This is a genomic window from Rhodococcus sp. NPDC057135, assembly GCF_042670865.1.
Taxonomy (GTDB): Bacteria; Actinomycetota; Actinomycetes; order Mycobacteriales; family Mycobacteriaceae; genus Rhodococcus_F.
Genome location: NZ_JBHUUU010000002.1, coordinates 494,972 through 518,901 on the forward strand (window position 1 = coordinate 494,972; position 23,930 = coordinate 518,901).

Annotated in this window: 21 protein-coding genes, 1 tRNA gene and 1 riboswitch; of the genes, 14 read left to right on the forward strand and 8 right to left on the reverse strand. The window is 63.8% G+C overall.

What is annotated here, in order from left to right; genetic code table 11:
- The first annotated feature begins 52 nt into the window (after window positions 1-52).
- The 4 genes from ACFT1A_RS05145 (at window position 53) to ACFT1A_RS05160 (ending at window position 3,764) form a co-directional block, all read left to right on the forward strand.
- The gene (locus ACFT1A_RS05145; RefSeq protein WP_378446072.1) at window positions 53-739 is read left to right on the forward strand and encodes a heme oxygenase (biliverdin-producing); all 687 of its coding nucleotides are present in this window, start codon (window positions 53-55) and stop codon (window positions 737-739) included.
- Window positions 736-1,743, forward strand: coding sequence for a hemin ABC transporter substrate-binding protein (locus ACFT1A_RS05150; RefSeq protein WP_378446073.1), 1,008 nt, complete (start codon window positions 736-738; stop codon window positions 1,741-1,743). Before ACFT1A_RS05145 ends, ACFT1A_RS05150 begins: the two co-directional genes overlap by 4 nt.
- A 138-nt stretch (window positions 1,744-1,881) precedes the next feature.
- Entirely contained in the window at window positions 1,882-2,904 is a 1,023-nt protein-coding gene (locus ACFT1A_RS05155; protein WP_347873118.1) for an iron ABC transporter permease, read from the forward strand.
- The gene (locus ACFT1A_RS05160; RefSeq protein ID WP_378446074.1) at window positions 2,901-3,764 is read left to right on the forward strand and encodes a heme ABC transporter ATP-binding protein; all 864 of its coding nucleotides are present in this window, start codon (window positions 2,901-2,903) and stop codon (window positions 3,762-3,764) included. The genes ACFT1A_RS05155 and ACFT1A_RS05160 overlap by 4 nt, the downstream gene beginning before the upstream one ends.
- Here the strand turns inward: ACFT1A_RS05160 and ACFT1A_RS05165 are convergent.
- Window positions 3,745-4,167 carry a hypothetical protein gene (locus ACFT1A_RS05165; protein WP_378446075.1) on the reverse strand — a complete coding sequence of 141 codons (423 nt, stop codon included), beginning with the start codon at window positions 4,165-4,167 and terminating at the stop codon, window positions 3,745-3,747. The two genes, ACFT1A_RS05160 and ACFT1A_RS05165, sit on opposite strands and share 20 nt — an antisense overlap.
- Window positions 4,168-4,350: 183 nt before the next feature.
- Here ACFT1A_RS05165 and ACFT1A_RS05170 point away from each other — a divergent pair, with 183 nt between their 5' ends.
- The 3 genes from ACFT1A_RS05170 (at window position 4,351) to ACFT1A_RS05180 (ending at window position 6,770) form a co-directional block, all read left to right on the forward strand.
- Window positions 4,351-5,376, forward strand: a complete 1,026-nt coding sequence (locus ACFT1A_RS05170) for a hypothetical protein (protein ID WP_378446076.1) — start codon at window positions 4,351-4,353, stop codon at window positions 5,374-5,376.
- Entirely contained in the window at window positions 5,376-5,624 is a 249-nt protein-coding gene (locus ACFT1A_RS05175; RefSeq protein WP_007733391.1) for a DUF5703 family protein, read from the forward strand. Before ACFT1A_RS05170 ends, ACFT1A_RS05175 begins: the two co-directional genes overlap by 1 nt.
- Window positions 5,625-5,699: 75 nt before the next feature.
- Complete coding sequence (locus ACFT1A_RS05180; RefSeq protein WP_378446077.1) at window positions 5,700-6,770, forward strand: quinone-dependent dihydroorotate dehydrogenase; 1,071 nt, start codon at window positions 5,700-5,702, stop codon at window positions 6,768-6,770.
- Window positions 6,771-6,828: 58 nt separating this feature from the next.
- Here the strand turns inward: ACFT1A_RS05180 and ACFT1A_RS05185 are convergent, their stop codons facing one another.
- Together ACFT1A_RS05185 and ACFT1A_RS05190 are read right to left on the reverse strand one after the other, a co-directional pair.
- Window positions 6,829-7,365, reverse strand: a complete 537-nt coding sequence (locus tag ACFT1A_RS05185) for a YbhB/YbcL family Raf kinase inhibitor-like protein (RefSeq protein WP_378446078.1) — start codon at window positions 7,363-7,365, stop codon at window positions 6,829-6,831.
- Window positions 7,366-7,430: 65 nt separating this feature from the next.
- Window positions 7,431-8,783 carry a M20/M25/M40 family metallo-hydrolase gene (locus ACFT1A_RS05190; protein ID WP_378446079.1) on the reverse strand — a complete coding sequence of 451 codons (1,353 nt, stop codon included), beginning with the start codon at window positions 8,781-8,783 and terminating at the stop codon, window positions 7,431-7,433.
- A gap of 118 nt (window positions 8,784-8,901) precedes the next feature.
- Between ACFT1A_RS05190 and ACFT1A_RS05195 the strand changes: the two genes are divergently transcribed.
- The 7 genes from ACFT1A_RS05195 to ACFT1A_RS05225 all read left to right on the forward strand — a co-directional run bounded on the left by ACFT1A_RS05195 (window position 8,902) and on the right by ACFT1A_RS05225 (window position 17,907).
- A tRNA-Leu gene (locus ACFT1A_RS05195) sits at window positions 8,902-8,987 on the forward strand.
- Window positions 8,988-9,095: 108 nt separating this feature from the next.
- Window positions 9,096-10,637, forward strand: a complete 1,542-nt coding sequence (locus ACFT1A_RS05200) for an SDR family NAD(P)-dependent oxidoreductase (protein WP_378446080.1) — start codon at window positions 9,096-9,098, stop codon at window positions 10,635-10,637.
- A gap of 206 nt (window positions 10,638-10,843) precedes the next feature.
- Window positions 10,844-11,275 carry a universal stress protein gene (locus ACFT1A_RS05205; RefSeq protein ID WP_347872800.1) on the forward strand — a complete coding sequence of 144 codons (432 nt, stop codon included), beginning with the start codon at window positions 10,844-10,846 and terminating at the stop codon, window positions 11,273-11,275.
- Between the two features lie 44 nt (window positions 11,276-11,319).
- On the forward strand, window positions 11,320-12,570 hold the full coding sequence (locus ACFT1A_RS05210; RefSeq protein ID WP_378446081.1) for a saccharopine dehydrogenase family protein: 1,251 nt from the start codon (window positions 11,320-11,322) through the stop codon (window positions 12,568-12,570).
- 152 nt (window positions 12,571-12,722) lie between these two features.
- Window positions 12,723-14,906, forward strand: a complete 2,184-nt coding sequence (locus ACFT1A_RS05215; protein ID WP_378446082.1) for a malate synthase G — start codon at window positions 12,723-12,725, stop codon at window positions 14,904-14,906.
- Window positions 14,907-15,064: 158 nt separating this feature from the next.
- Window positions 15,065-16,759: a substrate-binding domain-containing protein gene (locus ACFT1A_RS05220; protein ID WP_378446083.1), complete on the forward strand. Its 1,695-nt coding sequence runs from the start codon at window positions 15,065-15,067 to the stop codon at window positions 16,757-16,759.
- Window positions 16,759-17,907 carry a metallophosphoesterase gene (locus ACFT1A_RS05225; protein WP_378446084.1) on the forward strand — a complete coding sequence of 383 codons (1,149 nt, stop codon included), beginning with the start codon at window positions 16,759-16,761 and terminating at the stop codon, window positions 17,905-17,907. Before ACFT1A_RS05220 ends, ACFT1A_RS05225 begins: the two co-directional genes overlap by 1 nt.
- 22 nt (window positions 17,908-17,929) lie before the next feature.
- Here the strand turns inward: ACFT1A_RS05225 and gcvP are convergent, their stop codons facing one another.
- The 5 genes from gcvP to garA all read right to left on the reverse strand — a co-directional run bounded on the left by gcvP (window position 17,930) and on the right by garA (window position 23,889).
- Window positions 17,930-20,788: an aminomethyl-transferring glycine dehydrogenase gene (gene gcvP / locus ACFT1A_RS05230; RefSeq protein ID WP_378446085.1), complete on the reverse strand. Its 2,859-nt coding sequence runs from the start codon at window positions 20,786-20,788 to the stop codon at window positions 17,930-17,932.
- 53 nt (window positions 20,789-20,841) lie between these two features.
- A riboswitch (glycine riboswitch) is annotated at window positions 20,842-20,971 on the reverse strand.
- A 232-nt stretch (window positions 20,972-21,203) separates the two neighbouring features.
- Complete coding sequence (locus tag ACFT1A_RS05235; protein WP_021344354.1) at window positions 21,204-21,758, reverse strand: MerR family transcriptional regulator; 555 nt, start codon at window positions 21,756-21,758, stop codon at window positions 21,204-21,206.
- Window positions 21,759-22,090: 332 nt separating this feature from the next.
- On the reverse strand, window positions 22,091-22,564 hold the full coding sequence (locus ACFT1A_RS05240; protein WP_003946194.1) for a bifunctional nuclease family protein: 474 nt from the start codon (window positions 22,562-22,564) through the stop codon (window positions 22,091-22,093).
- A gap of 93 nt (window positions 22,565-22,657) precedes the next feature.
- Window positions 22,658-23,395 (reverse strand): MerR family transcriptional regulator, encoded by a 738-nt coding sequence (locus ACFT1A_RS05245; protein WP_230815701.1) that lies wholly within the window; start codon window positions 23,393-23,395, stop codon window positions 22,658-22,660.
- The gene (garA, locus tag ACFT1A_RS05250) at window positions 23,395-23,889 is read right to left on the reverse strand and encodes a glycogen accumulation regulator GarA (protein ID WP_003946166.1); all 495 of its coding nucleotides are present in this window, start codon (window positions 23,887-23,889) and stop codon (window positions 23,395-23,397) included. Before garA ends, ACFT1A_RS05245 begins: the two co-directional genes overlap by 1 nt.
- Window positions 23,890-23,930: the final 41 nt, after the last annotated feature.

Sequence of the window (23,930 nt, forward strand, 5' to 3'; positions counted from 1 at the left end):
GAGGGCAGGCTAACCTAGTAGGCAACGCTTTACTACAGCCTCAGGAGAATCCATGACCACGCTCGACGCAGACAGCCTTTCCGCAGACGCAGGCCCCGCCTTCTCCGAACGAATCAAGACCGAGACGGACGCAGCGCACCGCGAGACCGAGCAGTCGCGTTTCGTGGGTGCTCTGCTCGGCGGTGAGCTGACCACCGCAGGCTATGCCGCTCTCCTGGGGCAGACCTACCTCGTCTACACCAGCCTCGAAGAGGCCGGCCGCACACACGCCGACAACGAGTTGGTCACTCCGTTCCTGTCCGAGGATCTGCTGCGGGTGGCTTCACTCGAGGCCGATCTCGAATTCCTCGGCGGACCGAACTGGCGCGACGAACTCGTGGCACTGCCGGCAACCGAGCGTTACATCGCCCGGCTGAAGGAGGTGGCGTTCGACTGGCCCGCCGGCTTCGTCGCACACCATTACTTGCGCTACATGGGCGATCTGTCCGGCGGACAGATCATCCGCCGCATGCTCGAGCGCGCCTACGGATTCGAGACCGACGGACTTCGCTTCTACATCTTCGAAGGCATCCCCAAGCCGAAGCCCTTCAAGGACGATTACCGCTCGAGTCTGGATGCACTGCAGATTCCTGCGGAGGAACAGCAGCGTTTCATCGACGAGGTGAATCTGGCGTACCGCCTCAACGGCGACCTGTTCGCCGACCTCGAAGGCGACATCGAGAGCTACCTCGTCAAATGATGAAGCGCTTGGCCGCGGCGGCACTGGTCGCAGCAGCCGGTTTCGGTCTGGTGGCTTGCGGTTCCAGCGACAATTCCACGACATCTCAGGGTGCCCGGACCGCGGTACTCGAAGATTCCAGCCCGGTTCCCGTCTCCGACAACCCGACCGCGACACTGCCCGTGACGGTGAAAAGCTTCGACGGCGTCGACGTGACCATCACGGACAACAGCCGGATCGTTGCGGCCGACCGCTACGGGACGCTCGCGACGACGACGGTGGCGCTCGGCCTCGGTGACAATCTTGTCGGCCGCGACACCGCAGCCAAGTTCCCCGCAATCGCAGACGTGCCGGTTGTCACGGTCGGCGGCCAATCGCTCAACACCGAGGCGATCCTCGACCTCGATCCCACGGTGGTTCTCACCGACACGAGTATCGGGCCCAAGAGCGTCCAGGATCAGTTGCGCGCCGCCGGTGTTCCGGTCGTCTTCTTCGATCCGACCCGAACACTCGAAGGTGTGCCGGGGCAACTCCAGGCCGTCGCCGACGCACTCGGCGTCCCCGCACAGGGCGCGGCGCTGGTCGATCGGACCGAATCGGAGATCTCTGGGGCTCGTGATCTGGTCCCCACCGAGGGCGATCCACTGAAGATCGCGTTCCTCTACATGCGCGGCTCGGCCATCACCATGATCGGTGGTGAAGGGTCCGGAGCAGATTCCTTGATCGAGGCACTCGGCGCCACCGATGCCGGAACCGCCTCGGGCATCACACAGCAGTTCGTGCCCATCACCAGCGAGGCGCTCATCGCCGCCGCGCCGGACGCCCTGCTCATGATGACGGACGGGTTGGCGTCGATCGGCGGTATCGACGGCCTCGAAAAGGTCCCTGGCATTGCTCAGACACCGGCCGGAAAGAACAAACGAGTAGTCGACATGGAGGACGGAGTGTTGCTCAGCTTCGGGCCGAACACCGGACGTGTCATGGCGGCACTTGCCGAAGCGATCTACGAGCCCGGTGGATCGTGAGCAGAGATTTGTGAGTGCTGATTCGTGAGTACAGAAACAGATAGTTCCGACGCAGGTAAGACTGGGTCCGCAGCCGAGGATTCACACGACGTCAAGGGCGCCGACAAATCGGCATCTCGCCCCGCGTCGCGGTCGCGGGTGAGTGCGGTTCTGATCAGCTTGACTCTAGCTCTGGTGATCGTCGCAGTGCTGTCGGCGTGCATCGGTCAGGTTCCGACGTCACCACTCGAGGTTTTGGGCAGCATCCTGCACCGCATCGGGCTCGATCTCGGTCCGATGCCCGCCCATCCCAGTGGTGAAGTGACCTTGTGGGAGGTTCGTTTCCCCCGCGTCGTGCTCGCCATCTGTGTCGGCGCGGCGCTGGGATGTTCCGGTGCGCTTCTGCAAGGTGTGTTCTCCAATCCGCTGGCCGAGCCCGGAGTGATCGGAGTGTCCGCGGGTGCGGCGGTCGGCGCGAGCGCTGTCATCGTCGTCGGCGGCACGTTCGTGGCCGGCTGGGCTGTAGCTGCCGCCGCGTTCGTCGCCGGACTGGTCACCACCGCTGCGGTGTATCTGCTCGCTCGGCACGAGGGCAGAACCGAAGTGGTGACGCTGGTGCTGACCGGCGTTGCGATAAACGCGTTCGCCGGCGGTCTCATCGCCTTCTTCACCTTTGTCGCCAGCCCGTCTGCTCGCGATCAGATCGTGTTCTGGCAACTCGGCTCACTCAACGGTGCTTCCTGGAACGCAGTCCTGATCGTGGCCCCGATGACCGTCGTCGGGATCGCCGCGACCATGATGATCGCCCCACGTCTCGACCTGCTGGCGCTCGGTGAACACGCGGCCCGTCACCTGGGCGTCAATGTCGAACGGCTGCGCCAGTTCGCGGTTCTGATCGTCGCTCTCCTGGTCTCGGCGAGTGTTGCCTTCACCGGCATCATCCTCTTCGTCGGTCTGGTCGTTCCGCACCTGATGCGCATTCTCGTCGGACCTGGCCACCGCGCGCTGATTCCCGCGAGCGCCCTTGCCGGCGCACTGGTTCTGCTGGTCGCAGACCTCGGCTCGCGGTCGCTGATCGACAACGCGGACCTGCCACTCGGAATGCTGACCGCTCTGGTGGGTGGACCGTTCTTCTTCTGGCTTCTCCGACGCACTCGCGCACAACAGGGCGGGTGGGCATGAGCAGCCTCGTCCGAAACTGGCGCGAACTCTTCGGCCGCGTCACCCCCGAACCGGAGAGCCCTGGCGTCGGTGATGTCACTCTCGAGGCGTGCGACATCACCGTCGAGCGCGGTGGTCGGCACATTCTCGAAGGTGTGTCCATCGAGGTCCGCGCCGGAGAAGTCGTCGTCCTCGTCGGACCGAACGGCGCCGGTAAGTCGACACTTCTTGCGGCGTTGGCCGGTGATCAGCCCGTCATCGCGGGGCGGGTGGACGTCGACGGCACCGACCTCACACATTGGTCGCCGATCGACATGGCGCGCCGACGCGCGGTGCTCCCCCAGAAACACACCATCGGATTTTCGTTCAGTGCTCGCCAGGTCGTTCGCATGGGCCGCGCACCCTGGGCCGGAACTCGCCGAGAAGACCGCGACGGCGCTGCCATCACCGCGGCGATGAAGACCTGCGATGTCGAGGGGTTCGCCAATCGGCCGTTTGCCGTGCTGTCCGGTGGCGAGCAGGCGCGAGTCGCACTTGCGCGGGTACTGGCGCAGGAAACGTCGACCATCCTGCTGGACGAACCGACGGCAGCACTCGATCTCGGACACCAGGAGGCGGTGATGTCCGTGGCGCGCGCCCGCGCTGCGGACGGCGATGCCGTCGTCGTCGTGTTGCACGATCTCGCGTTGGCAGCGGCGTACGCGGATCGGATCGTCGTGCTCGAAAACGGCCGCATCGCCGCTGACGGTCCCCCGGAATCGGTGTTGCACGAAGAACTTCTGACCCGCGTCTACGGTTATCCGGTCGAGGTGTTCCCACATCCGAAGACCGGAGCAACCCTGGTGATCCCGCGCCGAGAATTCACCGAACAGAATCGATGATCGATCCCAGCCTGCTGAGGACGGCTCTCACCGTCGGCAGGCTGCGACTGTCGGCCTCACGAACTCCGTCACCGGAACCGGGCTGTGACCAATCAGCCTCCGTCGAGAGAACTGCGTCGCGGACCACACCGGCGATGCTTCGCTCGTCGGTCAGATCGATATCGGTCACCGATCGCTCGGCCGTAGCAATGACATCCGACGGGGTTGGCACACTGTGCTCGCAGTATTCGCCGTAAACCTCGACGAACAACACGCTCTTGCGTACGCGAAACGCGAAAGTTCGACCGTCGGACCTGCCGAAACCGTGTGCGTGAGCGCCGACGGTGAGGTCCTCGATCTCGAAGCCCGGCCGCGCCGGTTCGGGCGACTGCGCGCCGGAATCGGTGGGTTCTGTGGGAATCACAATGATCTCCTCGGTGATTGCAGCGTCAACCGCAATCGCTGTTCGTACGGTATCGCGTCAAGGGTGTGAGCGGAATGGTCGGTAGTTCCTCGACGCGATGAACGGCGCCCGACTGCGATCAGGGATGATCGATGACAGTCGCACTGCGTGAAGAACAGATGACAAGAAAAAGAGGAACTACACATGGCTCGCCTAGGGATCCGCACCACTGCAGCAGCAATGGGGGCGGCGGTTCTGCTGGTCACAGGATGTTCTTCCGGAGATGGCGGAGACGACCTCATCACGATCGATCCCGCAACGGCCGCGGTCTCGCCGGCCACCACCAGCACCCCGGACGGCGTGGTTCACCCGTATTCAGGTCTGATCGATTCCATCACATTCGACCCGATCACGCGCAGCGCTGTCCTGGTCGCCGGCAACCCCCGCTCGGTGCTGGTCGTTCCTGCGGACGGCTTGTCCGGCGCCGACCCGGCCTCGACAGGTCGTCCGATCACCCTGAATTCGGACGTGCGCGACGTCTCGATCGCCGCTGACGGCAACGCGCTGCTGTCGATGGATCGCCAGGTAGTGAAGCTGAATCTGACTTCGGGCGAACAGACGTCCATCCCGGTCGACGGCCAGGCAAACTCCGCGGTCGAACTCACCGACGGCCGCATCGCGATCGGTACGGACAATGGTTCAGTTCACATCGTCGACCCGAAGACCGATCAGTCACAGAAGGTTTCGGGATTCGCATCCGTGGACGAACTCGCGGTGACCGGCGACAACCTGAGCGCCCTCGATCACCGTCAGACCTCGCTGACGGCGATCAACCTCGAAGACGGCAAACTCGGCGTTGCACTCCGTGCCGGTGAGGGTGCGACCCACCTGGCCACCGATCGCTTCGGGCGCATCCTTGTCACCGACACCACCGGCAACGAACTGCTCGTCTTCACTGCCGATCCGCTCCTGATGCACCAGCGCTACCCCGTCGGCGAGTCGCCGTACGCCGTTGCCTACGACGAGACCGCGGATCGAGTGTGGGTCACGCTGACCGCAACCAACGAGGTAGTCGGCTTCGACCTGTCGTCCGGCATCCCTGTAGAGACCGGACGGTTCAAGACGGTGCGACAGCCGAATTCGTTGGCCGTAGACTCTTCCAACGGCAATCTGATCGTCGGATCGGCAACCGGTGACGGGCTGCAGGTCATCCCGTCACGGGAGAACTGATGGAAAAGCGTGCGCGCGGGATCCCCGCGCAGTGGGAAACGTCGGACGACAAGTTCGACTACGTGCCACTCCGGCTACCGCCGAACGTTTCGCGGGTTACCGCGTCGATGCGGCTGGCGATCTCCGCCGAGTTCGGCGGGTGGGAACTCTCCCGCGTTCGTCTCTACCCCGACGGCAGCCGACGTGTGCTTCTCAAGCGCAAGAAGACGCCGCTGCACGTGACCGATCCGGACGGCATTCAGCACTGATCGTTCGAGATACGAACAGGATCCGCCGCCGTCGAAGCCGCTGCCAACATCACACCACCGAAGAGCTGGAGAATCGTGTACCAACTGCTGCTGAGCCTGATGTTCCGGGTACCACCGGAACGCATCCACCACATTGCCTTCACTGCGATGAAACTGGTGACACGGTTCGCTCCCCTTCGCTGGCTGGTCTCGAAAGTTCTTGTCGTCGACGACCCGGTTTTGCGCAGTCAGGCTTTCGGTCTGACGTTCACCGCACCTCTCGGTCTGGCGGCCGGATTCGACAAGGACGCCACCGGAGTCGACGCCTGGGGCCCGTTGGGCTTCGGTTTCGCCGAGGTCGGAACGGTGACGGCCCAGGCTCAGCCCGGTAACCCCGCGCCGCGTCTGTTCCGGCTTCCGGCCGATCACGCTCTGATCAACCGGATGGGCTTCAACAACCACGGCGCCGGTCATGCAGCCAACTTCCTGCGGCAGCGCCGCGTCACGGTGCCGATCGGTGCGAACATCGGCAAGACCAAGATCGTCGAAGCCGCCGACGCCGCTGCCGACTACACCGCCAGCGCGCAGCTTCTCGGACCGCTGGCCGACTTCATGGTCGTGAATGTCAGCTCGCCGAACACTCCCGGACTCCGTGATCTACAGGCCGTCGAATCACTGCGCCCGATCCTGCAGGCCGTGCTCGACACCGTCAGCGTGCCGGTACTGGTGAAGATCGCTCCCGATCTCTCCGACGACGACGTCGACGCCGTCGCCGATCTGGCCGTCGAACTCGGACTTGCCGGAATCGTCGCGACCAACACCACGATCCGCCGCGACGGTTTGAAGACCCCGGACGCCGAGGTAGCTGCACTCGGCGCGGGTGGGCTTTCCGGCGCACCGGTTGCCGAGCGCTCGCTCGAGGTACTCCGGCGCCTGTACGCCCGAGTGGGCGACAAGATGACCATCATCTCGGTCGGCGGTATCGAGACGGCCGATCAGGCGTGGGAACGGATCCTCGCCGGCGCGACGCTGGTGCAGGGATACACCGGCTTCATCTACGGCGGACCGTTCTGGGCTCGCAGCATCCACAAAGGCATCGCCAAGCGCGTGCGCGCGGCAGGCTTCTCGTCGATCGCGCAGGCTGTCGGAGCTGAGAACCCTCGCTAGAAACTGCTGTGCGCCTTTATTAACCGCGGGCGGTTAATAAAGGCGCACAGCGGGGTGACTATTCGACCTCGAACGTCCCGGTCAGGGTTGCACGCGCAATCGCGTGATGGAACACGTTGAAACCGAGGAACGCCGGCGACGAGTCGGCAGTGACACCGTCGAGCGTCTCCACGTCGAGGGCATGCACCGCGACGATGTAGCGATGCGGACCGTGTCCGGGAGGCGGGCCTGCACCGATGAAACCGAACCCGCCGCCGTCGTGGCGGAGCGTGACGGTTCCGGCAGGCAGGACACTGCTGTCGGCCGCGCCGGCACCGGCCGGAAGTTCGGTGACGGAAGCCGGAATGTTCGCCACGGCCCAATGCCAGAATCCCGACGCCGTCGGTGCGTCCGGGTCGAACACCGTCACGACAAAACTCTTCGTCTCGGCCGGAAAGCCCGACCACGAGAGCTGCGGTGAGATGTCTTCGCCACCGGGAACACCGAAGGCACCACTGGCCTGAGCAAGCTTCAGCGGCTGGCCGGCAGTGATGTCGTCACTGGTCAGCTCGAAACTCGGCAACTTCGGCAATGGTTCGTACGGATCGTGCGCCATGCGAATCCTTTCTGTGACAAGAGAGCTCGATGTGAGTCGAGCTCACGGATCTATCCACGTGCTCGTCAGGAATTGAGCAGGAAATGTTCCAGAACACGTGTCCCGAACAGTAGTGCGTCCACCGGAACTCGCTCGTCGACGCCGTGGAACAGCGCGCTGAAATCCAGCTCGGGTGGCAACTGCAACGGTGCGAAACCGAAGCAGCGAATGCCGAGTTTCGCGAACGCCTTCGCGTCGGTTCCACCGGAGAGCATGTACGGAACTGTGCGAGCCTCCGGGTCGTGGGCGAGAATCGCCTCGTTCATGGCGTCGACAAGGTGGCCGTCGAACGTCGTCTCGTACGAGTCCAGCTTGGTGATCCACTCGCGGGTCACGTCGGGACCGATCAGTTGGTCCACCGTTCGCTCGAATTCGGCCTGGCGCCCCGGCAGCACGCGGCAGTCGAAGACCGCCTCGGCCGTCTGCGGAATGACGTTCGCCTTGTAACCGGCCTTGAGCATCGTCGGGTTCGCGGTGTCACGGAACGTCGCCCCGATGATGTTGGCGATCGTGCCCAGCTTCGCGAGGGTCCCGTCGATGTCGGGTGATCCCGGATCGAAGTCCAATCCGGTCTCTTCGCCGACGGCGGTCAGGAACTCCGCGACGGAATCGGAGATCACGATCGGGAACTGGTGGGCAGCCAGCCTCGAGACCGCGCCGGCGAGTGTGGCGACCGCGTTGTCGTCGTGGAGGAAGGAGCCGTGCCCGGCGCGTCCCTTGGCGGTCAGACGCATCCACCCGAGACCTTTTTCCGCAGTCTCCACCAGGTAGAGGCGGCGGTCGGTTCCGTCAGGTCGCGGAACCGTCAGCGAGAAGCCGCCGACCTCACCCAGGGCCTCGGTCACTCCCTCGAACAGATCCGGGCGATGCTCGACCAGCCACTGGCATCCGTACTTTCCGCCGGCTTCCTCGTCCGCCACGAAGGCGAACACCAGATCACGCGGCGGTACGACGCCTTCCGCCTTGAACTGTCTGGCGAGGGCCAGGATCATCCCGACCATGTCCTTCATGTCCACGGCGCCGCGCCCCCAGACGTAACCGTCCTGGACGGTGCCGGCAAAGGGGTGCACGCTCCAGTCGGCGGGCTCGGCCGGGACGACGTCGAGGTGACCGTGAAGCATCAGCGCGCCGCGACCCGACTCGGCTCCCTTCAAGCGAGCAAAGACATTCCCGCGGCCAGGTGCACCGGACTCGACGTATTCCGTCTCGTAACCGACTTCTTGAAGCTGCGCGGCAACCCACTCCGCGCACGCACGCTCGCCTTTGGTGGTTTCGAGTTCTCCCGTGTTCGAGGTGTCGAAGCGGATGAGAGAACTGACCAGTTCGACTACTTCAGCTTCGGCTCTGCTCGGATTCGGATTAATCGGGGTTGTGGTCATTCCACTTTCCTACCATCGAATCAAACGACGCGGGGGACCGGAATGCCCCGCAACCTGGCGATTTGGGGCAGCTGAGCTAATCGGATACTCTTTCCCAGCACCGAGAAATCGGGGCCGAGTCCGAGTGGCGGAATGGCAGACGCGCTAGCTTGAGGTGCTAGTGTCCTATTAACGGACGTGGGGGTTCAAGTCCCCCCTCGGACACTCTGTGTTGAGACAGACAGGAAAAGCTCCGGTTCATCGAACCGGAGCTTTTCTCGTAATTGGCGAAGTTCCCGAACCAGGGAACAGTCCGCGCGAGCGGCGATCGAGATGGAACAGAAGTTCGAAGTGGATACAGACACCAAGAAGTCGGATGCACTGCAGGCAGATTCGCTGGAAACAGCCGATTCAGAATCTGCTCGAGCCGAACTCACCGGACTCGACCCCTCAGAACTCGAAATCTGCTTGAAGGTCCTTTCCGAAGCCGCCGAACTCGACGACGAGCATCCCGACTCGATCACCATGCAGCGCGCTGTCGGCCATCTGTTCAAGCGACTCAAGAAGAAGCGCCGCCTCGCTTCGCGCGCAGCCGTCAACGAAGCCGACCGCCAAGTGGTCGCCGCGACGGCCACCGGTTCACCCGATCGCATCGACGACGAAACCGCCGGCATTCCGATCAAGTCGAACACCGCGGGCGCTTCCGCCGGCACGCTCATCAAGGCGCGGCCGTGCTACATCTGCAAGCAGCGCTACACCGCAGTCGATGCCTTCTACCACCAACTGTGCCCCGATTGCGCTGCCACCAGCCGCAGCAAACGTGACGCCAGCACCGATCTGACCGGCCGACGCGCACTACTCACCGGCGGCCGCGCGAAGATCGGCATGTACATCGCTTTGCGCCTGTTGCGTGACGGTGCGCATCTGACCATCACGACGCGATTCCCCAACGACGCGATCCGCCGATTCAAGGCGATGGAGGACAGCAACGACTGGATTCATCGTCTGCGCATCGTCGGCATCGACCTCCGCGACCCCGCCCAAGTTGTTGCACTCGCGGATTCTGTTGCCGCACAGGGTCCGCTCGACATCCTCATCAACAACGCCGCACAAACAGTTCGACGCTCCCCCGGTGCTTACGGCGCTTTGGTGGACGCCGAATCCGGCGCACTGCCTGCCGGTGAACTGCCCGATGTCCTCACCTTCGGCAAGACGAGCGACGCTCACCCCGCTGCTCTGGCTGGATCGCTGTCGGACGTCGCGAGCATCACCTCCGGAAATCTCTCGGCCGACGCGGTCAGTTCGCTCGCTCTCGTCGCCAAGTCGGCGTCGCCCGATCGCATCGAGCAGGGCATCGCCATCGACGCCGGCGGACTGCTGCCCGACCTCGCGCACACCAACAGCTGGGTACAGACCGTCGAAGAGGTCGATCCGATCGAGCTTCTCGAAGTCCAGCTCTGCAACTCGGTGGCGCCCTTCATCCTCGTTTCGCGCCTGCGCCCGTCGATGGCCGCGGCCGCGGCGCGACGCAAGTACGTCGTGAACGTTTCCGCCATGGAGGGTCAGTTCAGCCGCGCGTACAAGGGCCCTGGCCACCCGCACACCAACATGGCCAAGGCAGCACTGAACATGTTGACCCGCACCAGCTCCAAGGAAATGCTCGACGACGGCATCCTCATGACCGCCGTCGACACCGGCTGGATCACCGACGAACGCCCGCACTTCACCAAGATGCGTCTGGCCGACGAAGGTTTCCACGCACCACTCGACCTCGTCGACGGTGCAGCCCGTGTCTACGACCCCATCGTTCAGGGCGAGCTGGGCGTCGACCTGCACGGCTGCTTCCTCAAGGACTACAAACCCTCGCCGTGGTGAAGGGCGGCACCGCCGCGGTGGTGATGGGCGGCACCGCCGCGGTGATGACGGGCGGCACCGCCGCAGTGGTGACAGGCGGCACCCAGCCGCCCCGATGTGGCGATCTCGTCACCCCCAAACTCCCGTGTCGAGTAGCTCATTTCAGGTAGAGCACAGCATTGCAGGCGATAATGGACTGCGAACCTGCTCACCGACTCGGAGGAACCATGACGATCGCCGTCGTACACAAGGACAGCCCGGAAGGCCGCGCCGCAATCGTGGCCGCTGCACGGGAATCCGTGGGTCGAAGCGAAGAACTCCTGGTTCTGCACGTCCTGGACGACGTCAACATCGGAGACACCGTCAGCATCGGAAACACCGAGGATGATCGGGCCGCTCTTCGCGGCGAAATTCAGTCGGCGCTCGACGCCGGTGGATTCTCGGAGACGAAGTGGGATCTGCGCACCACCGAGCACGACGGCGATCCAGTGACCGCGCTTGTCAACCTGGTGCACGGCGCGGGTGTCGATCTCCTGATCGTCGGAACGCGCCGGATGTCCCCCATCGGCAAGTTCCTGCTCGAACGCCCGCTGCAGCGCCTGTTGCTCGAAGTCGAGGCTCCGATCCTCGTCGTCAAGGAACCCCTCCCCGCCGAGTGACCGCGGTCACATCCCTTTCCGGTACTCGTTTGTAGGCTGGCTCCATGACTGGAACCTCGCCCGCCCGAGAACTCGACATCATCGTCTACGGAGCGAGCGGCTTCGTCGGAAAGCTACTCGCCGACTACCTGGTCAAACACGCGCCCGAAGGCACGAAGATCGGCCTCGGCGGCCGCTCACTCGAGAAGTTGGCAGCCACCCGCGCGGATCTGGGTACCGCCGCTGCCGATCTCCCCCTGATCATCGCCGACGCCGACGACGCAACAGCACTGAATGCACTCGCACAGCGGACCCGGGTCGTCGCCACCACGGTCGGTCCTTATGCCAAGTACGGCCACGCTCTAGTTCACGAATGCGCTGCCGCCGGAACTCATTACGTCGACCTCACCGGCGAGGTGCTGTTCCACCGCGAAAGCATCGACGCCAACCACGACCTGGCCGTGTCGACGGGTGCCAAAATCGTCCATTCCTGCGGATTCGATTCCATCCCTTCCGATCTCGGAGTTCACGTCCTGCACGAGAAGGTCGCCGCTGACGGCGCCGGCGAGCTCACCGACACCACCCTGGTGGTCACGGCCCTGCGCGGAGGCGTGAGCGGTGGCACGATCGATTCGCTTCGCAACCAGATCGACGTGTCGAAAGACGATGCGCGCCTGCGGAAACTCGCCGCCTCGCCGTACTCGCTGAGCCCCGATCGTGATCGGGAGCCCGAACTCGGACGCCAGAGCGACGTGAGCGTGGTCGACGGCAAGAAGATCGATCCGTCAGTGAAGGGGTGGAAGGCACCGTTCGTGATGGCGTCGTACAACACACGAGTCGTCCGTCGCAGCAATGCGCTCCGAGAGTGGGCGTACGGCAAGAAGTTCAAGTACAGCGAGGTGATGAGCGTCGGCTCTTCCGTCGTGTCTCCGGTGATCGCGGGCGGGGTGGCGGTCGGCCTTGGTGCGCTGGTCGCCGGACTCGCCCTACCCCCGACGCGCTTCCTTCTCGACAAGGTATTGCCTGCTCCCGGAGAGGGCCCGAGCGAGAGCACCCAGAAGAAGGGTCATTTCACGCTCGACGTGTTCACCACGACCACGACCGGCGCTCGATACACATCACGAGTGAAGGCGAAGGGCGACCCGGGATACAGCGCGACGGCGGTGATGCTCGGTGAATCTGCATTGTCATTGGCGAAGGACCACAAGGATCTCCCACAGGCCGCCGGCGTTTTAACTCCGGCGACAGCGCTCGGCGACGTCCTGGTCGAGCGTCTACGCAAAGCCGGTTTCGAGATTTCCGCGCGCAAACTCTAGACAGAACGAATTTCACTTGATCGTTTCAGCTCTTCGCGCCCGATTATCGCAGCTCAGGGCGCGGGCAGCGGTGGGAATACTCCCAGGTAACATTGATGTTGGTTCATGGCATCCATATGTGGTGCTCCGCTTTCGGAAAAGTGAGGCTATTCATGACTGAGCGCGTTCAGGTCGGCAGTCTTCAGGTTGCCAAGGTTCTCTACGACTTCGTGGTCGAGGAGGCTCTTCCCGGCACCGGTGTAGACGCCGAAACGTTCTGGGCCGGCGCCGACAAGGTCATCACCGAGCTCGCACCGAAGAACCGCGACTTGCTTGCCAAGCGTGACGATCTGCAGGCTCAGATCGATCAGTGGCATCGCGATCACGCCGGCGCTCCCATCGACGCCGCCGCGTACAAGGCGTTCCTGCAGGAAATCGGCTACCTCCTGCCGACGCCTGCCGAGTTCTCGGTCACCACCACGAACGTCGACACGGAGATCACCTCCACGGCCGGCCCGCAGTTGGTCGTCCCGATCCTCAACGCGCGCTTCGCACTCAACGCGTCCAACGCCCGCTGGGGTTCGTTGTACGACGCGCTGTACGGCACCAACGCCATCTCGGAGGAGAACGGCGCCGAGAAGGGTTCCGGCTACAACAAGGTCCGCGGCGACAAGGTCATCGCCTGGGCGCGTGAATTCCTCGACGCCGCAGCACCTCTCGCGTCGGGATCGCACGCAGATTCAACCAAGTACATTGTCGACGGCAGCGAACTGAAGATCACGTTGGCAGACGGTACTGTCACCACGCTCGCCCAGCCGGAGAAGTTCGTCGGCTACCTCGGCGGGAAGGACGCACCGACGAGCATCCTGCTGCTCAACAACGGGTTGCACGCCGAGATCCAGATCGATGCATCCTCGCCGATCGGCAACACCGACGCCGCCGGCGTCAAGGACGTCGTTCTCGAATCCGCCGTCACCACCATCATGGACTTCGAGGACTCGGTCGCCGCTGTCGACGCCGACGACAAGGTTGTCGGTTACCGAAACTGGTTGGGCCTCAACCGCGGTGACCTGTCCGAGGAGATCAAGAAGGGTGCCAAGTCCTTCACTCGTACGCTCAACGGCGACCGTAAGTACACGGCCGTCGACGGCAGCGAACTCAGCCTGCACGGTCGTTCACTTCTGTTCGTCCGCAACGTCGGTCACCTCATGACCAACCCCGCGATCCTCGACGCCGACGGCAACGAGGTTCCCGAGGGCATTCTCGACGCTTTGATCACCAGCACCTGCGCAGTCCACGGCCTGTCGATCAGTGACGCCAACGGCCCGCTCGACAACAGCCGCACCGGCTCGATCTACATCGTCAAGCCCAAGCAGCACGGTCCCGAGGAAGTTGCCTTCACCACCGAACTGTTCGGCCGCGTCGAGCAGGTCCTCGGGCTTCCGGAGAACACGCTCAAGGTCGGCATCATGGACGAGGAGCGTCGTACGACGGTCAACCTCGCTGCCTGCATCAAGGAAGCCGTCGACCGCGTGGTGTTCATCAACACCGGCTTCCTCGACCGCACCGGCGACGAGATCCACACCTCCATGGAAGCCGGCGCGATGGTGCGCAAGGCCGAGATGAAGAAGCAGAAGTGGATCGGCGCCTACGAGGACTGGAACGTCGACACGGGACTGGCCTGCGGTCTGCAGGGCAAGGCTCAGATCGGCAAGGGTATGTGGGCCATGACCGAGCTGATGGCTGACATGCTCGAGCAGAAGATCGGCCACCCCAAGGCCGGCGCCAACACCGCGTGGGTCCCTTCGCCGACCGGCGCAACGCTGCACGCGACGCACTACCACCGCGTCGACGTGTTCGCTGTTCAGGACGGACTGAAGGGTAAGCCGCGCGCGAGCGTCGACGACATCCTGACCATCCCGCTCGCTCCCAGCACCGACTGGACGGACGCGGAGAAGAAGGAAGAGCTCGACAACAACTGCCAGTCCATCCTCGGTTACGTCGTCCGCTGGATCGACGCCGGCGTCGGCTGCTCCAAGGTTCCCGACATCCACGATGTCGCGCTCATGGAGGACCGCGCCACCCTGCGCATCTCGAGCCAGCTGCTCGCCAACTGGCTTCGTCACGGCATCGTCAGTGAAACCGACGTCGTGACTGCGCTCGAGCGCATGGCACCGGTTGTCGACCGTCAGAACGAGGGCGACGCCGAGTACCGCAACATGGCACCTGATTTCGATTCCAACATCGCTTTCCAGGCCGCCAAGGAACTCATCCTGGAAGGCGCGAAGCAGCCCAGCGGATACACGGAGCCGATCCTGCATCGCCGCCGCCGTGAGTACAAGGCTGCCAACGCCTGATTTCACCTCCCTGAACTCGAAGCTGAACCCGAACAGCCTCGGCACCGCTCCGGTGTCGAGGCTGTTCGCGTAGGCCCCGAAGATTCGTCACTAGACTGGCCGAGGACACAAGTCCGTTCAAGAGACATTCTTCGAGTGACCGAGTTAGGGCAAGGTACGTGGGCGAACATCGCGGCGGGTCAGGCGCCAGAGGTATCAGCAAGGGGCCGATTCTCGTCGTCGTGCTGATCGCCTTGATCGTGGCGGGCTTCTTCGGGTGGAAGGCCCTCAGCAACCGGATCGACGATCAGGGGCAGCAGGCAGCGGGCACGTGCGTCGAAGGTAACAAGACACTCGACGTCACCGCGGATCCCTCCATCGCACCGCAAGTCGAGGAATTGGCCAAGCGGTACACCCAGACCTCGCCGGTGGTACGCGATCACTGCATCGCCGTCGCGGTACACGGTGCACCGTCCTCGTCCGTCTCGACGGCACTCGAGACTGGTCCGGCGGCTGCCTGGGACGACGCGGCCCTGGGACCGCGTCCCTCGCTGTGGATCCCGACGAGTTCGTTCGAGCTCACGCCGTTGGCCGGCAAGGCGGTGATCAACGGTGATCCTCGCTCGCTTGCGAGTTCCCCGATCGTTCTGGCCGTCAGCCCCGAGACCGCGGCAGCATTGGACAGCGCGGCGTCGGCCTGGAAATCGCTGCCAACGGATGTGACACTCGCCCTGCCGGTCGGTAGTACCGAAACCTCCATGGCGGCACAGGCAATCGCCGCCGACGTCGCCGATGCGGGTACCGGTCCGGTCACGACGGATCAGGCAAAGTCCGCTCAGGTCAACAGTGCGCTCAGTGCGCGTGCTTTGCAGTTCCAATCCTTGCCTGCTCCTCCCGCATCCACCGCCGAAGCCCTCGGAGCCTTGAGCGCCGGAACTCCGGATTCGGTGAAAGCCGTTCCGGCAACGGAACAGTCGATAGCGCAGAGCGCGAACCCGGCGATGACGACGTACTCCCCCGCCGGCGCAACGCCCGTCGCGGACTACCCAGCGGTCATCACCTCGGGGAGCGGGATCGACGAAACCGCGTCGCGCGCAGCGGCGCAGTTCGCCGATTTCATGCGTGAGTCCAGCCAGTCACAGCTGTTCGTGGGCGCCGGTTTCCGGGTCGAGGGTCAAGAACTTCCCGATCTCGGCGCGGTGTCCGCAGCCAAGATCTCGTCCACGTTGACACCGGCTTCCGCCGAAACCGCAGCGGCACTCGGTGACATCGTCGCCAACCCGGTCTCTCCACGTAGTGCCACCATCCTGATGGACACGTCGGAGTCGATGGGCACCGACGACGGTGGCAATACCCGCTTGGCGAACGTTGCTGCGGCATTGAATACTCAATTAGGTCGCAGCCCTGACGCGTCCGACATCGGCCTTCGCGAGTTCAGCACCAACACGGACGGAAGACCGTCCGAGCGCATCCTGGTTCCGGGTGGTTCACTGTCCGAACCGAATCGGCGCGCCACGATCACCGATTTCCTCAACGGGCTTCGCTCCGGCGGAAAGACCTCCAAGTATCCGGCGCTTGCCAGTTCGTACAAAGCTGCGGTGGACGGTTTCGACGCGGGACGGGTCAACTCGGTGTTGCTGATCACCTCGAGTACGCCTGACGAGTCCACTACGACGCGAAGCGAGTTGCTCAGCGCGATCGCCGCTGCGGGCAATCCGTCGCGTCCGGTACAGGTCGACGTGATCGTCGTCGGTTCAGGCAACGACGTCTCCACGCTCCAAGACGTGTCGGACAGGACGGGCGGAACATTGGTTCGCGTCGATTCGACGTCCGACCCGGCACTCGCCGCCGCCGTGACGAAGATGCTGTCCTGATGGGGCGCGTAGCGGTTTTCGCGGTTCTCCTCGCTCTTCTGACGTGGTTCCTGCACCGCAGGCTCGTTCGTGCCACGGGCATGCCGAGACGATGGGCTCGCCTTGCCGACACTGTGCTCGTCATCTTGGCGGTCTCGACGGTCATCGGGGTCGGCAGCGGCGAAATCTTCCCGACCTCGTGGGCGCGACCTGTCGGATTCCTCGGATGGGTCTGGCTGGCCTCCTGGCTGTACCTGATTCCAGGACTGCTCGTGATCGGTCTGTTCGCCGGGATCAGTCGTCTGCGTGCACGCCGCACGGACACTACCGCCGAGGTCGACCCGTCCAAGCGTCGTACGTTGCAGTTGGCCACAGCGGCAGTCACTCTCGCGGCGTTGGGCACCGCCGGATACGGCGTCTACGAGGCTTCGAACCCGAAGGTCTCCCGAATTCGGGTGCCCCTGGCACGCCTGCCCGAGGGCTTCAACGGATACCGGATCGCCCTGATCACCGACCTGCACGTGGGTCCGGCCCGCGGGGTCGACTTCACTCGTAAGGTGGTCGAGATCGTCAACGCACAGAACGTCGATCTGATTGCGATCGGCGGGGACCTCGTGGACGGCACCGTCGCGAAAGTTGCACCCGATCTTGCTCCGCTCGCCGATCTTCGGGCGCCGGACGGAATCTTCGGGGTCAGCGGCAACCACGAGTTCTACGCCGACGACGGCGGCAAGTGGCTCGACGTCTGGGAAACCTTGGGGATCACCACGCTTCGCAACGGCCGCGCCTCGATCCAGCATGACGGCGACACCATCGACGTCGTGGGCATCCACGACTACACCTCACCGGCCCCGTACGAGCCGAATCTGACAGCTGCCCTCGCGGGCCGCGATCCGAATACGTTCGCCTTGCTTCTCGCGCACGAACCCCGCCAAGCGATCGAAGCGTCCGAGATGGGTATCGATCTGCAATTGTCCGGGCACACCCACGGCGGGCAGATGTGGCCGCTGCGCTATCTCGTTCCGCTGCAGCAGCCGTCAGTGCAGGGTTTGGACAAGGTCGGAAACACCGTGCTGTACACGACGCGTGGCGCCGGGGCCTGGGGCCCTCCGGTACGCGTCGGCGCACCGCCGGAGATCACCGTTCTCGAACTCGTACGCGAGCGGTGATGATCTCCGGCGGGCACACGCCTTAGTTGCCCGCGAACGCTTCGATCGGCGGGCAGGAGCAGACCAGGTTGCGGTCGCCGTGTGCACCGTCGATACGACGCACGGACGGCCACACCTTGGGGCGAGCCTTGCCACGCGGAAAGACTGCGATCTCACGCGAGTACGGGTGATCCCACTGCGCTGCAATGCTTCCGGCGGTGTGGGGAGCACCGCGAAGCGGGTTGTCCTCCACCGTCCACTCGCCGGCACCGACGCGATCGATCTCGCCGCGAATGGCGATCATCGCTTCGCAGAACTCGTCGATCTCTTCGAGGTTCTCGCTCTCGGTGGGCTCGACCATCAGTGTGCCGACCACGGGGAAGCTCATGGTCGGGGCATGGAATCCGTAGTCGGCCAGACGCTTTGCCACGTCGTCGACGGTGACGCCGGTGTCCTTGGTCAACCCACGCAGATCGAGGATGCACTCGTGCGCGACCATACCGTTCTCACCGGTGTAGAGAACCGGGAAGTACTCGTCGAGTCGACGCGCGATGTAGTTTGCCGACGCGATGGCTGTCAGGCTGGCGCGGCGCAGGCCCGCAGCTCCCATCATCCGGATGTAGGTCCAGGTGATGGGCAGGATGGACGCACTGCCGTACGGCGCTGCCGAGATCGTGCCTCCACCACCGAGTTCGGGGGCCATCGGGTGTCCGGGCAGGAACGGGGTCAGGTGTGAGCGCACACCGATCGGGCCGACGCCGGGTCCGCCGCCGCCGTGCGGAATGCAGAAGGTCTTGTGCAGGTTCAGGTGGCTGACGTCGCCGCCGAAGCGTCCCGGACGAGCAAGGCCGACAAGCGCATTGAGGTTCGCGCCGTCGACGTACACCTGGCCGCCGGCGTCGTGTACCGCTGCGCAGATGTCGGAGATCTCGTGCTCGTAGACACCGTGGGTGGACGGGTAGGTGATCATGATCGCGGCGAGACGCTCGGCGTGATCGGCGATCTTCGCACGCAGATCGTCGACGTCGACGTCACCGTTGGGACGGCACGCGACAACCTCGACGCGCATCCCGGCCATGACAGCCGAAGCCGCGTTGGTGCCGTGAGCACTCGAGGGAATCAGGCAGGTGTCGCGGTGATCGTCGCCGCGGCTGAGGTGGTAGTTGCGGATGGCGAGCAGACCCGCGTACTCCCCCTGGCTACCGGCGTTGGGCTGGAGGCTCACGTTGTCGTAGCCAGTGACCGCGACCAGCCAGTCTTCGAGATCTTTGATGATCTTCAGCAGACCGGGCGCATCCGACGTGGGCGCGAACGGGTGGATCGCGTTGAACGCGGGCCAGGTGATGGATTCCATCTCGGCGGTCGCGTTGAGCTTCATGGTGCACGAACCCAGCGGGATCATGCTGCGATCGAGCGCAATATCCTTGTCGGACAGCGCGCGTAGGTAACGGAGCATTGCCGTTTCCGTACGGTAACGGGTGAAGGCTTCGTGCTGCAGGTAGTCGGAGGTGCGCTCCTGAGCAGCGGGAACCGAGTTGCCCTCTGCTTCGATGGCGACAACGGCGTCTTCGATGCCGAACGCGTCGAGCACTGCGAGGACGTGATCGGCGGTGGTGGCCTCGTCGCAGGAGATGCCGACGTGATCGGCGTCGACCAGACGCAGGTTGATCCCGGATTCCTTGGCCGCAGCGACAACGTCGGCCGCCTTGCCCGGAACCTGAGCGAGCACGGTGTCGAAGAACGAATCGTGGACAACGGTCACGCCGCCTTCGCGCAGGCCGTTTGCCAACGCGTGTGCGCGGGCAGCGACGCGCAACGCAATCGCCTTGAGCCCCTCGGCGCCGTGGTAGCTCGCGTACATCGCAGCGAGGATGGCGAGGAGCACCTGAGCGGTACAGATGTTGGACGTCGCCTTCTCGCGGCGAATGTGCTGCTCACGTGTCTGCAGCGCGAGGCGGTATGCCTTGTCTCCGTCGGCGTCGATCGAGACACCGACCAAGCGGCCGGGTAGCTGACGCGCATGCTTGGAGTGCACGGCCAGGTAACCGGCGTGTGGTCCGCCGTACCCCATGGGAACACCGAAACGCTGGGTGGTGCCGAAGCACGCGTCCGCACCGAGTTCGCCCGGCGAGGTGATGAGCGTCATCGCAAGGAGGTCGGCGCCGACGGCAACCAGTGCGCCGCGCTCGTGAGCTTCCGCGATGATCGAGGTGTAGTCGACGACCCGTCCCGAGGCTCCGGGAATCTGGGCGATGACGCCGAAGAAGTCACCTTCGGGAAGACCAGCGGTGAGGTCTGCGGAGACGATCTCGATGCCGAGCGGCTCGGCGCGAGTCTCGATGACGGCGAGGGTCTGCGGGTACAGATCGGCGTCGACGACGAATCTCGGGGACTTGCTGCGGTTCGCGCGGCGCAGGAGCGTCATGGCTTCGGCGGCTGCGGTGGCCTCGTCGAGCATCGACGAGTTGGCCAATTCCATGCCGGAGAGATCGGCGACCATGGTCTGGAAGTTGAGGAGGGCTTCGAGGCGGCCCTGGCTGATCTCCGGCTGGTACGGGGTGTACGCGGTGTACCAGGCCGGGTTCTCGATGATGTTGCGCAACAACACCGGAGGCGTCAACGTGTCGAAGTATCCGAGGCCGATCATCGACGTCGCGACGGTGTTCTGGGCGGCGAGAGCGGTCAGTTCGGCGAGTGCCTCGTGCTCTCCGACCGGCAGCGGCAGAGCGTCGAGTCCGGCAGCGATGCCGTCCGGTGCAGCGTCGAGGATGGCGGAAGGAACGGCCTTGGTTGCCAGTTCGTCGAGTGAATCGACCCCGACAAGTTCGAGGATGCGCGCGAGTTCCGCGGCGTTCGGACCGACATGGCGGTCGGCAAATATACGGCTTGCAGCGTCGATCACGACAACTCCCAGACAGATCGGAGGATCAGGACACACACCGACCTGCGGTGTGTTCCTCCCCCTCTGTCGCATGCTCGATTCCCGAGCGCCTGAGAGATTCGGTAGTGACCCGCCAAACGACGGAAGCCACAGCCTTTCCCCGTCGGCGGGTGGGTTGTCCCACCGCTTTCCAGAGGCGTCGGAGCCCGTACGGTCCTTGGTGCCTGAGAGATTGACGGGGAGGTATTGCTCCTTCGGCGCCCTGATCCCGCTCACCACTGGCCTTTGGAACAAAGACTGCAGCAAAGACTGCAACAAAGACTAGTTAGGTGAATCGGTATCCGAGGCTCTCCCGTACGCCGGCGACGCAGGCCCAGTCTAGTGGACCGAGGCGCCTACCTGCACCGTGGCATCCCCCAAAGAGATGTGACGTACGTTATCCGGTTTTGCGGCTGGCGCGATTCTTGCGTCGTGAGGCCAACTCGTCCTCCGGGTTGGGATCACTTTCACCGCCGTCGGCGCGCTCGGCCGGGAAGTCGGCGATGGTTCCGGTGAGTTCACGCATGGCGCCGCTGACCGCGATGCCGAACACACCCTGCCCACCTTGAAGAAGGTCGACGACCTCTTCGGGAGACGTGCATTCGTAGACGGTGGTGCCGTCGGAAAAGAGCGTGATGTTGGCAAGATCGCGCACGCCGCGCTTGCGCAGGTGATCGACGGCAACGCGGATGTTCTGCAGCGAGATTCCGGTGTCGAGCAGACGCTTCACGATCTTCAGGACGAGGATGTCCTTGAAGGAGTACAGACGCTGGCTGCCGGATCCGGCAGCGCCGCGGATGGACGGCACGACCAACGACGTCCGCGCCCAGTAGTCGAGCTGGCGATAGGTAATCCCGGCAATCTGGCAAGCGCTGGGTACTCGGTATCCGACCAGATCGTCAGGAATGGAGTCGTCCGGGAACAAGCCGGGCTGCAGCTCTTCGGAAGACATTTCTGCAGTCGCGGCACTACCGGCTATGCCCGTCCCGCGCTCATTCGACTGTTCTTCCACTGCCGTCTCCCTCTCGCTTCGCCATCATGTAACCAACCTGTGCTATCAGCAGTCACGAGAATCCCGTGCCGACCGAACTTTCAGATGTGAATCCAAGGCAGGTAATTCCATGAGTGGACTTACCCAGAGTACGCCTCGATCGACAAGGCGAGAAGATCTCCACCGCACGCAACGCTAAGACCAGGAGGGTGCGCGGTCAACGCAACACGCCGACCGAGACTCAACCTCTACTTGAGAGTTGAAGACTAAAGTCCGTAACCGGTCAATTCACGCTAGCCGTCGGTGGCTTTGAAATCGTCCGGTGAGATGGTGTCGAGGAATTCCTTGAATTTCTCGACCTCGTCCTCGCGCTCGTCGGGAATGACGAGACCGGCTTCGGCCAGGACGGCCTCCGACGCGAAGATCGGAACGCCGATGCGCAAGGCCAATGCAATCGAGTCCGACGGACGTGCCGACACGGTGGTCTGCTCGTCGAAGACCAGATCCGCGTAGAACGTGCCCTCTTGCAGGTCCACGATCCGCACTTCCTTGAGACTCCGACCGAAGGATTCGATCAGAATCTTGATCAGGTCGTGAGTCAGCGGTCGCGCCGGCTCGACTCCCTGTTGTTCGAGAACAATCGCGGTAGCTTCGGTTTGCCCGATCCAGATCGGCAGGTACCGATCGCCGTCGGACTCCCGCAGCAACAGGACCGGCTGATTCTGAGGCTGCTCGACACGAACTCCGATCACACGCATTTCGCCCATCGAGCTTGCCTCCAACCTGACGTGATCCAGTAGACCGACTCCGATGCGGTCGTACTGAAATTCTATTCGAGTGAGCCCCGCTGATCGAGGAACTCAGCGATCGAGACTTCCCCGAACCGCCGATTTGACCAGACACGTGTGCAAAGTCAGTGACAGGGCAGCCAGTTCCCGGACCATTTCCTCGGCGCGATCACGCGCTCCGGCGTCACGACCCTTGGCAACCGGTCCGGCGATTTGAGTCACCAGTCCCGCTTCGCGGTCAGCAGCCAACTTGAACGCCCTCAGATGGCGGACCTCCAAGCCGTACTCGGACATCGCTTTCGCGGTGCGCGCCAATGTCACGGCGTCCTCGTCGAAGAAGCCCGCCGCGCCGGGAACGACCAAACCGGTGCGGATCAGATCGGTCAGAAACCGATCGTCGATGTCGGCGCGCGCGAGAAGATCCTGACGACCGACTCGAACTTCACGGTCGACACGGAAAGCTTCCGGCGAGACATCGCCCGAAGCAATCGACAGGACGCGGGCACGACGAGGCGGAGGAACTTCCGCACTCACCGTCGCCGCGCCGCTGTCGATCGCTTCGAGTTGTTCTTTGATCACTTTGAGCGGCAGGTACTGATCGCGTTGAGCGGTCAGCACGAAGCGAAGACGCTCGCAGTCCTCCACGGAGAATCTGCGGTATCCCGACGGTGTCCGTTGCGGGCTGATCAAGCCCTCGGACTCGAGGAAACGGATCTTCGAAATCGTCACGTCGGGAAAATCTGGACGCAACCGATCCAGCACGGAACCAATCGACATTCCGGGCTGGCTCTGCTGCCGCACTGCCGTCATTAGCTACCCGCACCTGCTGACGACTCGCCGACCTGCGAACCGCCGGCACGAGGGCCGGTGAGGAACACCAGACGGAACTTGCCGATCTGAACCTCGTCACCGTTCGCGAGAACTGCCGAATCGACAGGCTCACGGTTGACGTAGGTGCCGTTGAGGCTTCCGACGTCGACGACGTGGAAATCTGCATCTTCCTGACGGAACTCGGCGTGGCGACGGCTGACGGTCACGTCGTCGAGGAAGATGTCGCTGTCCGGGTGCCGACCTGCCGATGTCGTCGGCTGATCGAGCAAGAAGCGGGATCCTGCATTCGGTCCCCGCTTGACCACCAGAAGTGCGGCTCCGGCGGGAAGGCCTTCCACGCCCGAAACCGGCTGCTCGGCGGCCGGTGCTGCAGAGGAGGTGTTGTCGAGCTCATTGAGGAAGTCCGCACGGAAAACCGAAGTGGTCTCCGCCGGCGACTCCCCATAGCCCGCGTCGTTACCGTTCTCGCTCACTGTTTCTCCTCCTGGGTCAATCATCCAGATCATGAATCACT

Bases quoted from the DNA above. Each gene is read 5' to 3' on its own strand.
- ACFT1A_RS05185 (WP_378446078.1), bottom strand. From the start codon at position 7,365: ATGGCGCACGATCCGTACGAACCATTGCCGAAGTTGCCGAGTTTCGAG.
- ACFT1A_RS05170 (WP_378446076.1), top strand. From the start codon at position 4,351: ATGGCTCGCCTAGGGATCCGCACCACTGCAGCAGCAATGGGGGCGGCG.
- ACFT1A_RS05245 (WP_230815701.1), bottom strand. From the start codon at position 23,395: ATGACGGCAGTGCGGCAGCAGAGCCAGCCCGGAATGTCGATTGGTTCC.
- ACFT1A_RS05190 (WP_378446079.1), bottom strand. From the start codon at position 8,783: ATGACCACAACCCCGATTAATCCGAATCCGAGCAGAGCCGAAGCTGAA.
- ACFT1A_RS05215 (WP_378446082.1), top strand. From the start codon at position 12,723: ATGACTGAGCGCGTTCAGGTCGGCAGTCTTCAGGTTGCCAAGGTTCTC.
- ACFT1A_RS05160 (WP_378446074.1), top strand. From the start codon at position 2,901: ATGAGCAGCCTCGTCCGAAACTGGCGCGAACTCTTCGGCCGCGTCACC.
- ACFT1A_RS05205 (WP_347872800.1), top strand. From the start codon at position 10,844: ATGACGATCGCCGTCGTACACAAGGACAGCCCGGAAGGCCGCGCCGCA.
- ACFT1A_RS05200 (WP_378446080.1), top strand. From the start codon at position 9,096: ATGGAACAGAAGTTCGAAGTGGATACAGACACCAAGAAGTCGGATGCA.
- ACFT1A_RS05225 (WP_378446084.1), top strand. From the start codon at position 16,759: ATGGGGCGCGTAGCGGTTTTCGCGGTTCTCCTCGCTCTTCTGACGTGG.
- ACFT1A_RS05210 (WP_378446081.1), top strand. From the start codon at position 11,320: ATGACTGGAACCTCGCCCGCCCGAGAACTCGACATCATCGTCTACGGA.
- ACFT1A_RS05235 (WP_021344354.1), bottom strand. From the start codon at position 21,758: ATGTCTTCCGAAGAGCTGCAGCCCGGCTTGTTCCCGGACGACTCCATT.
- ACFT1A_RS05175 (WP_007733391.1), top strand. From the start codon at position 5,376: ATGGAAAAGCGTGCGCGCGGGATCCCCGCGCAGTGGGAAACGTCGGAC.
- ACFT1A_RS05150 (WP_378446073.1), top strand. From the start codon at position 736: ATGATGAAGCGCTTGGCCGCGGCGGCACTGGTCGCAGCAGCCGGTTTC.
- ACFT1A_RS05145 (WP_378446072.1), top strand. From the start codon at position 53: ATGACCACGCTCGACGCAGACAGCCTTTCCGCAGACGCAGGCCCCGCC.
- ACFT1A_RS05240 (WP_003946194.1), bottom strand. From the start codon at position 22,564: ATGGGCGAAATGCGTGTGATCGGAGTTCGTGTCGAGCAGCCTCAGAAT.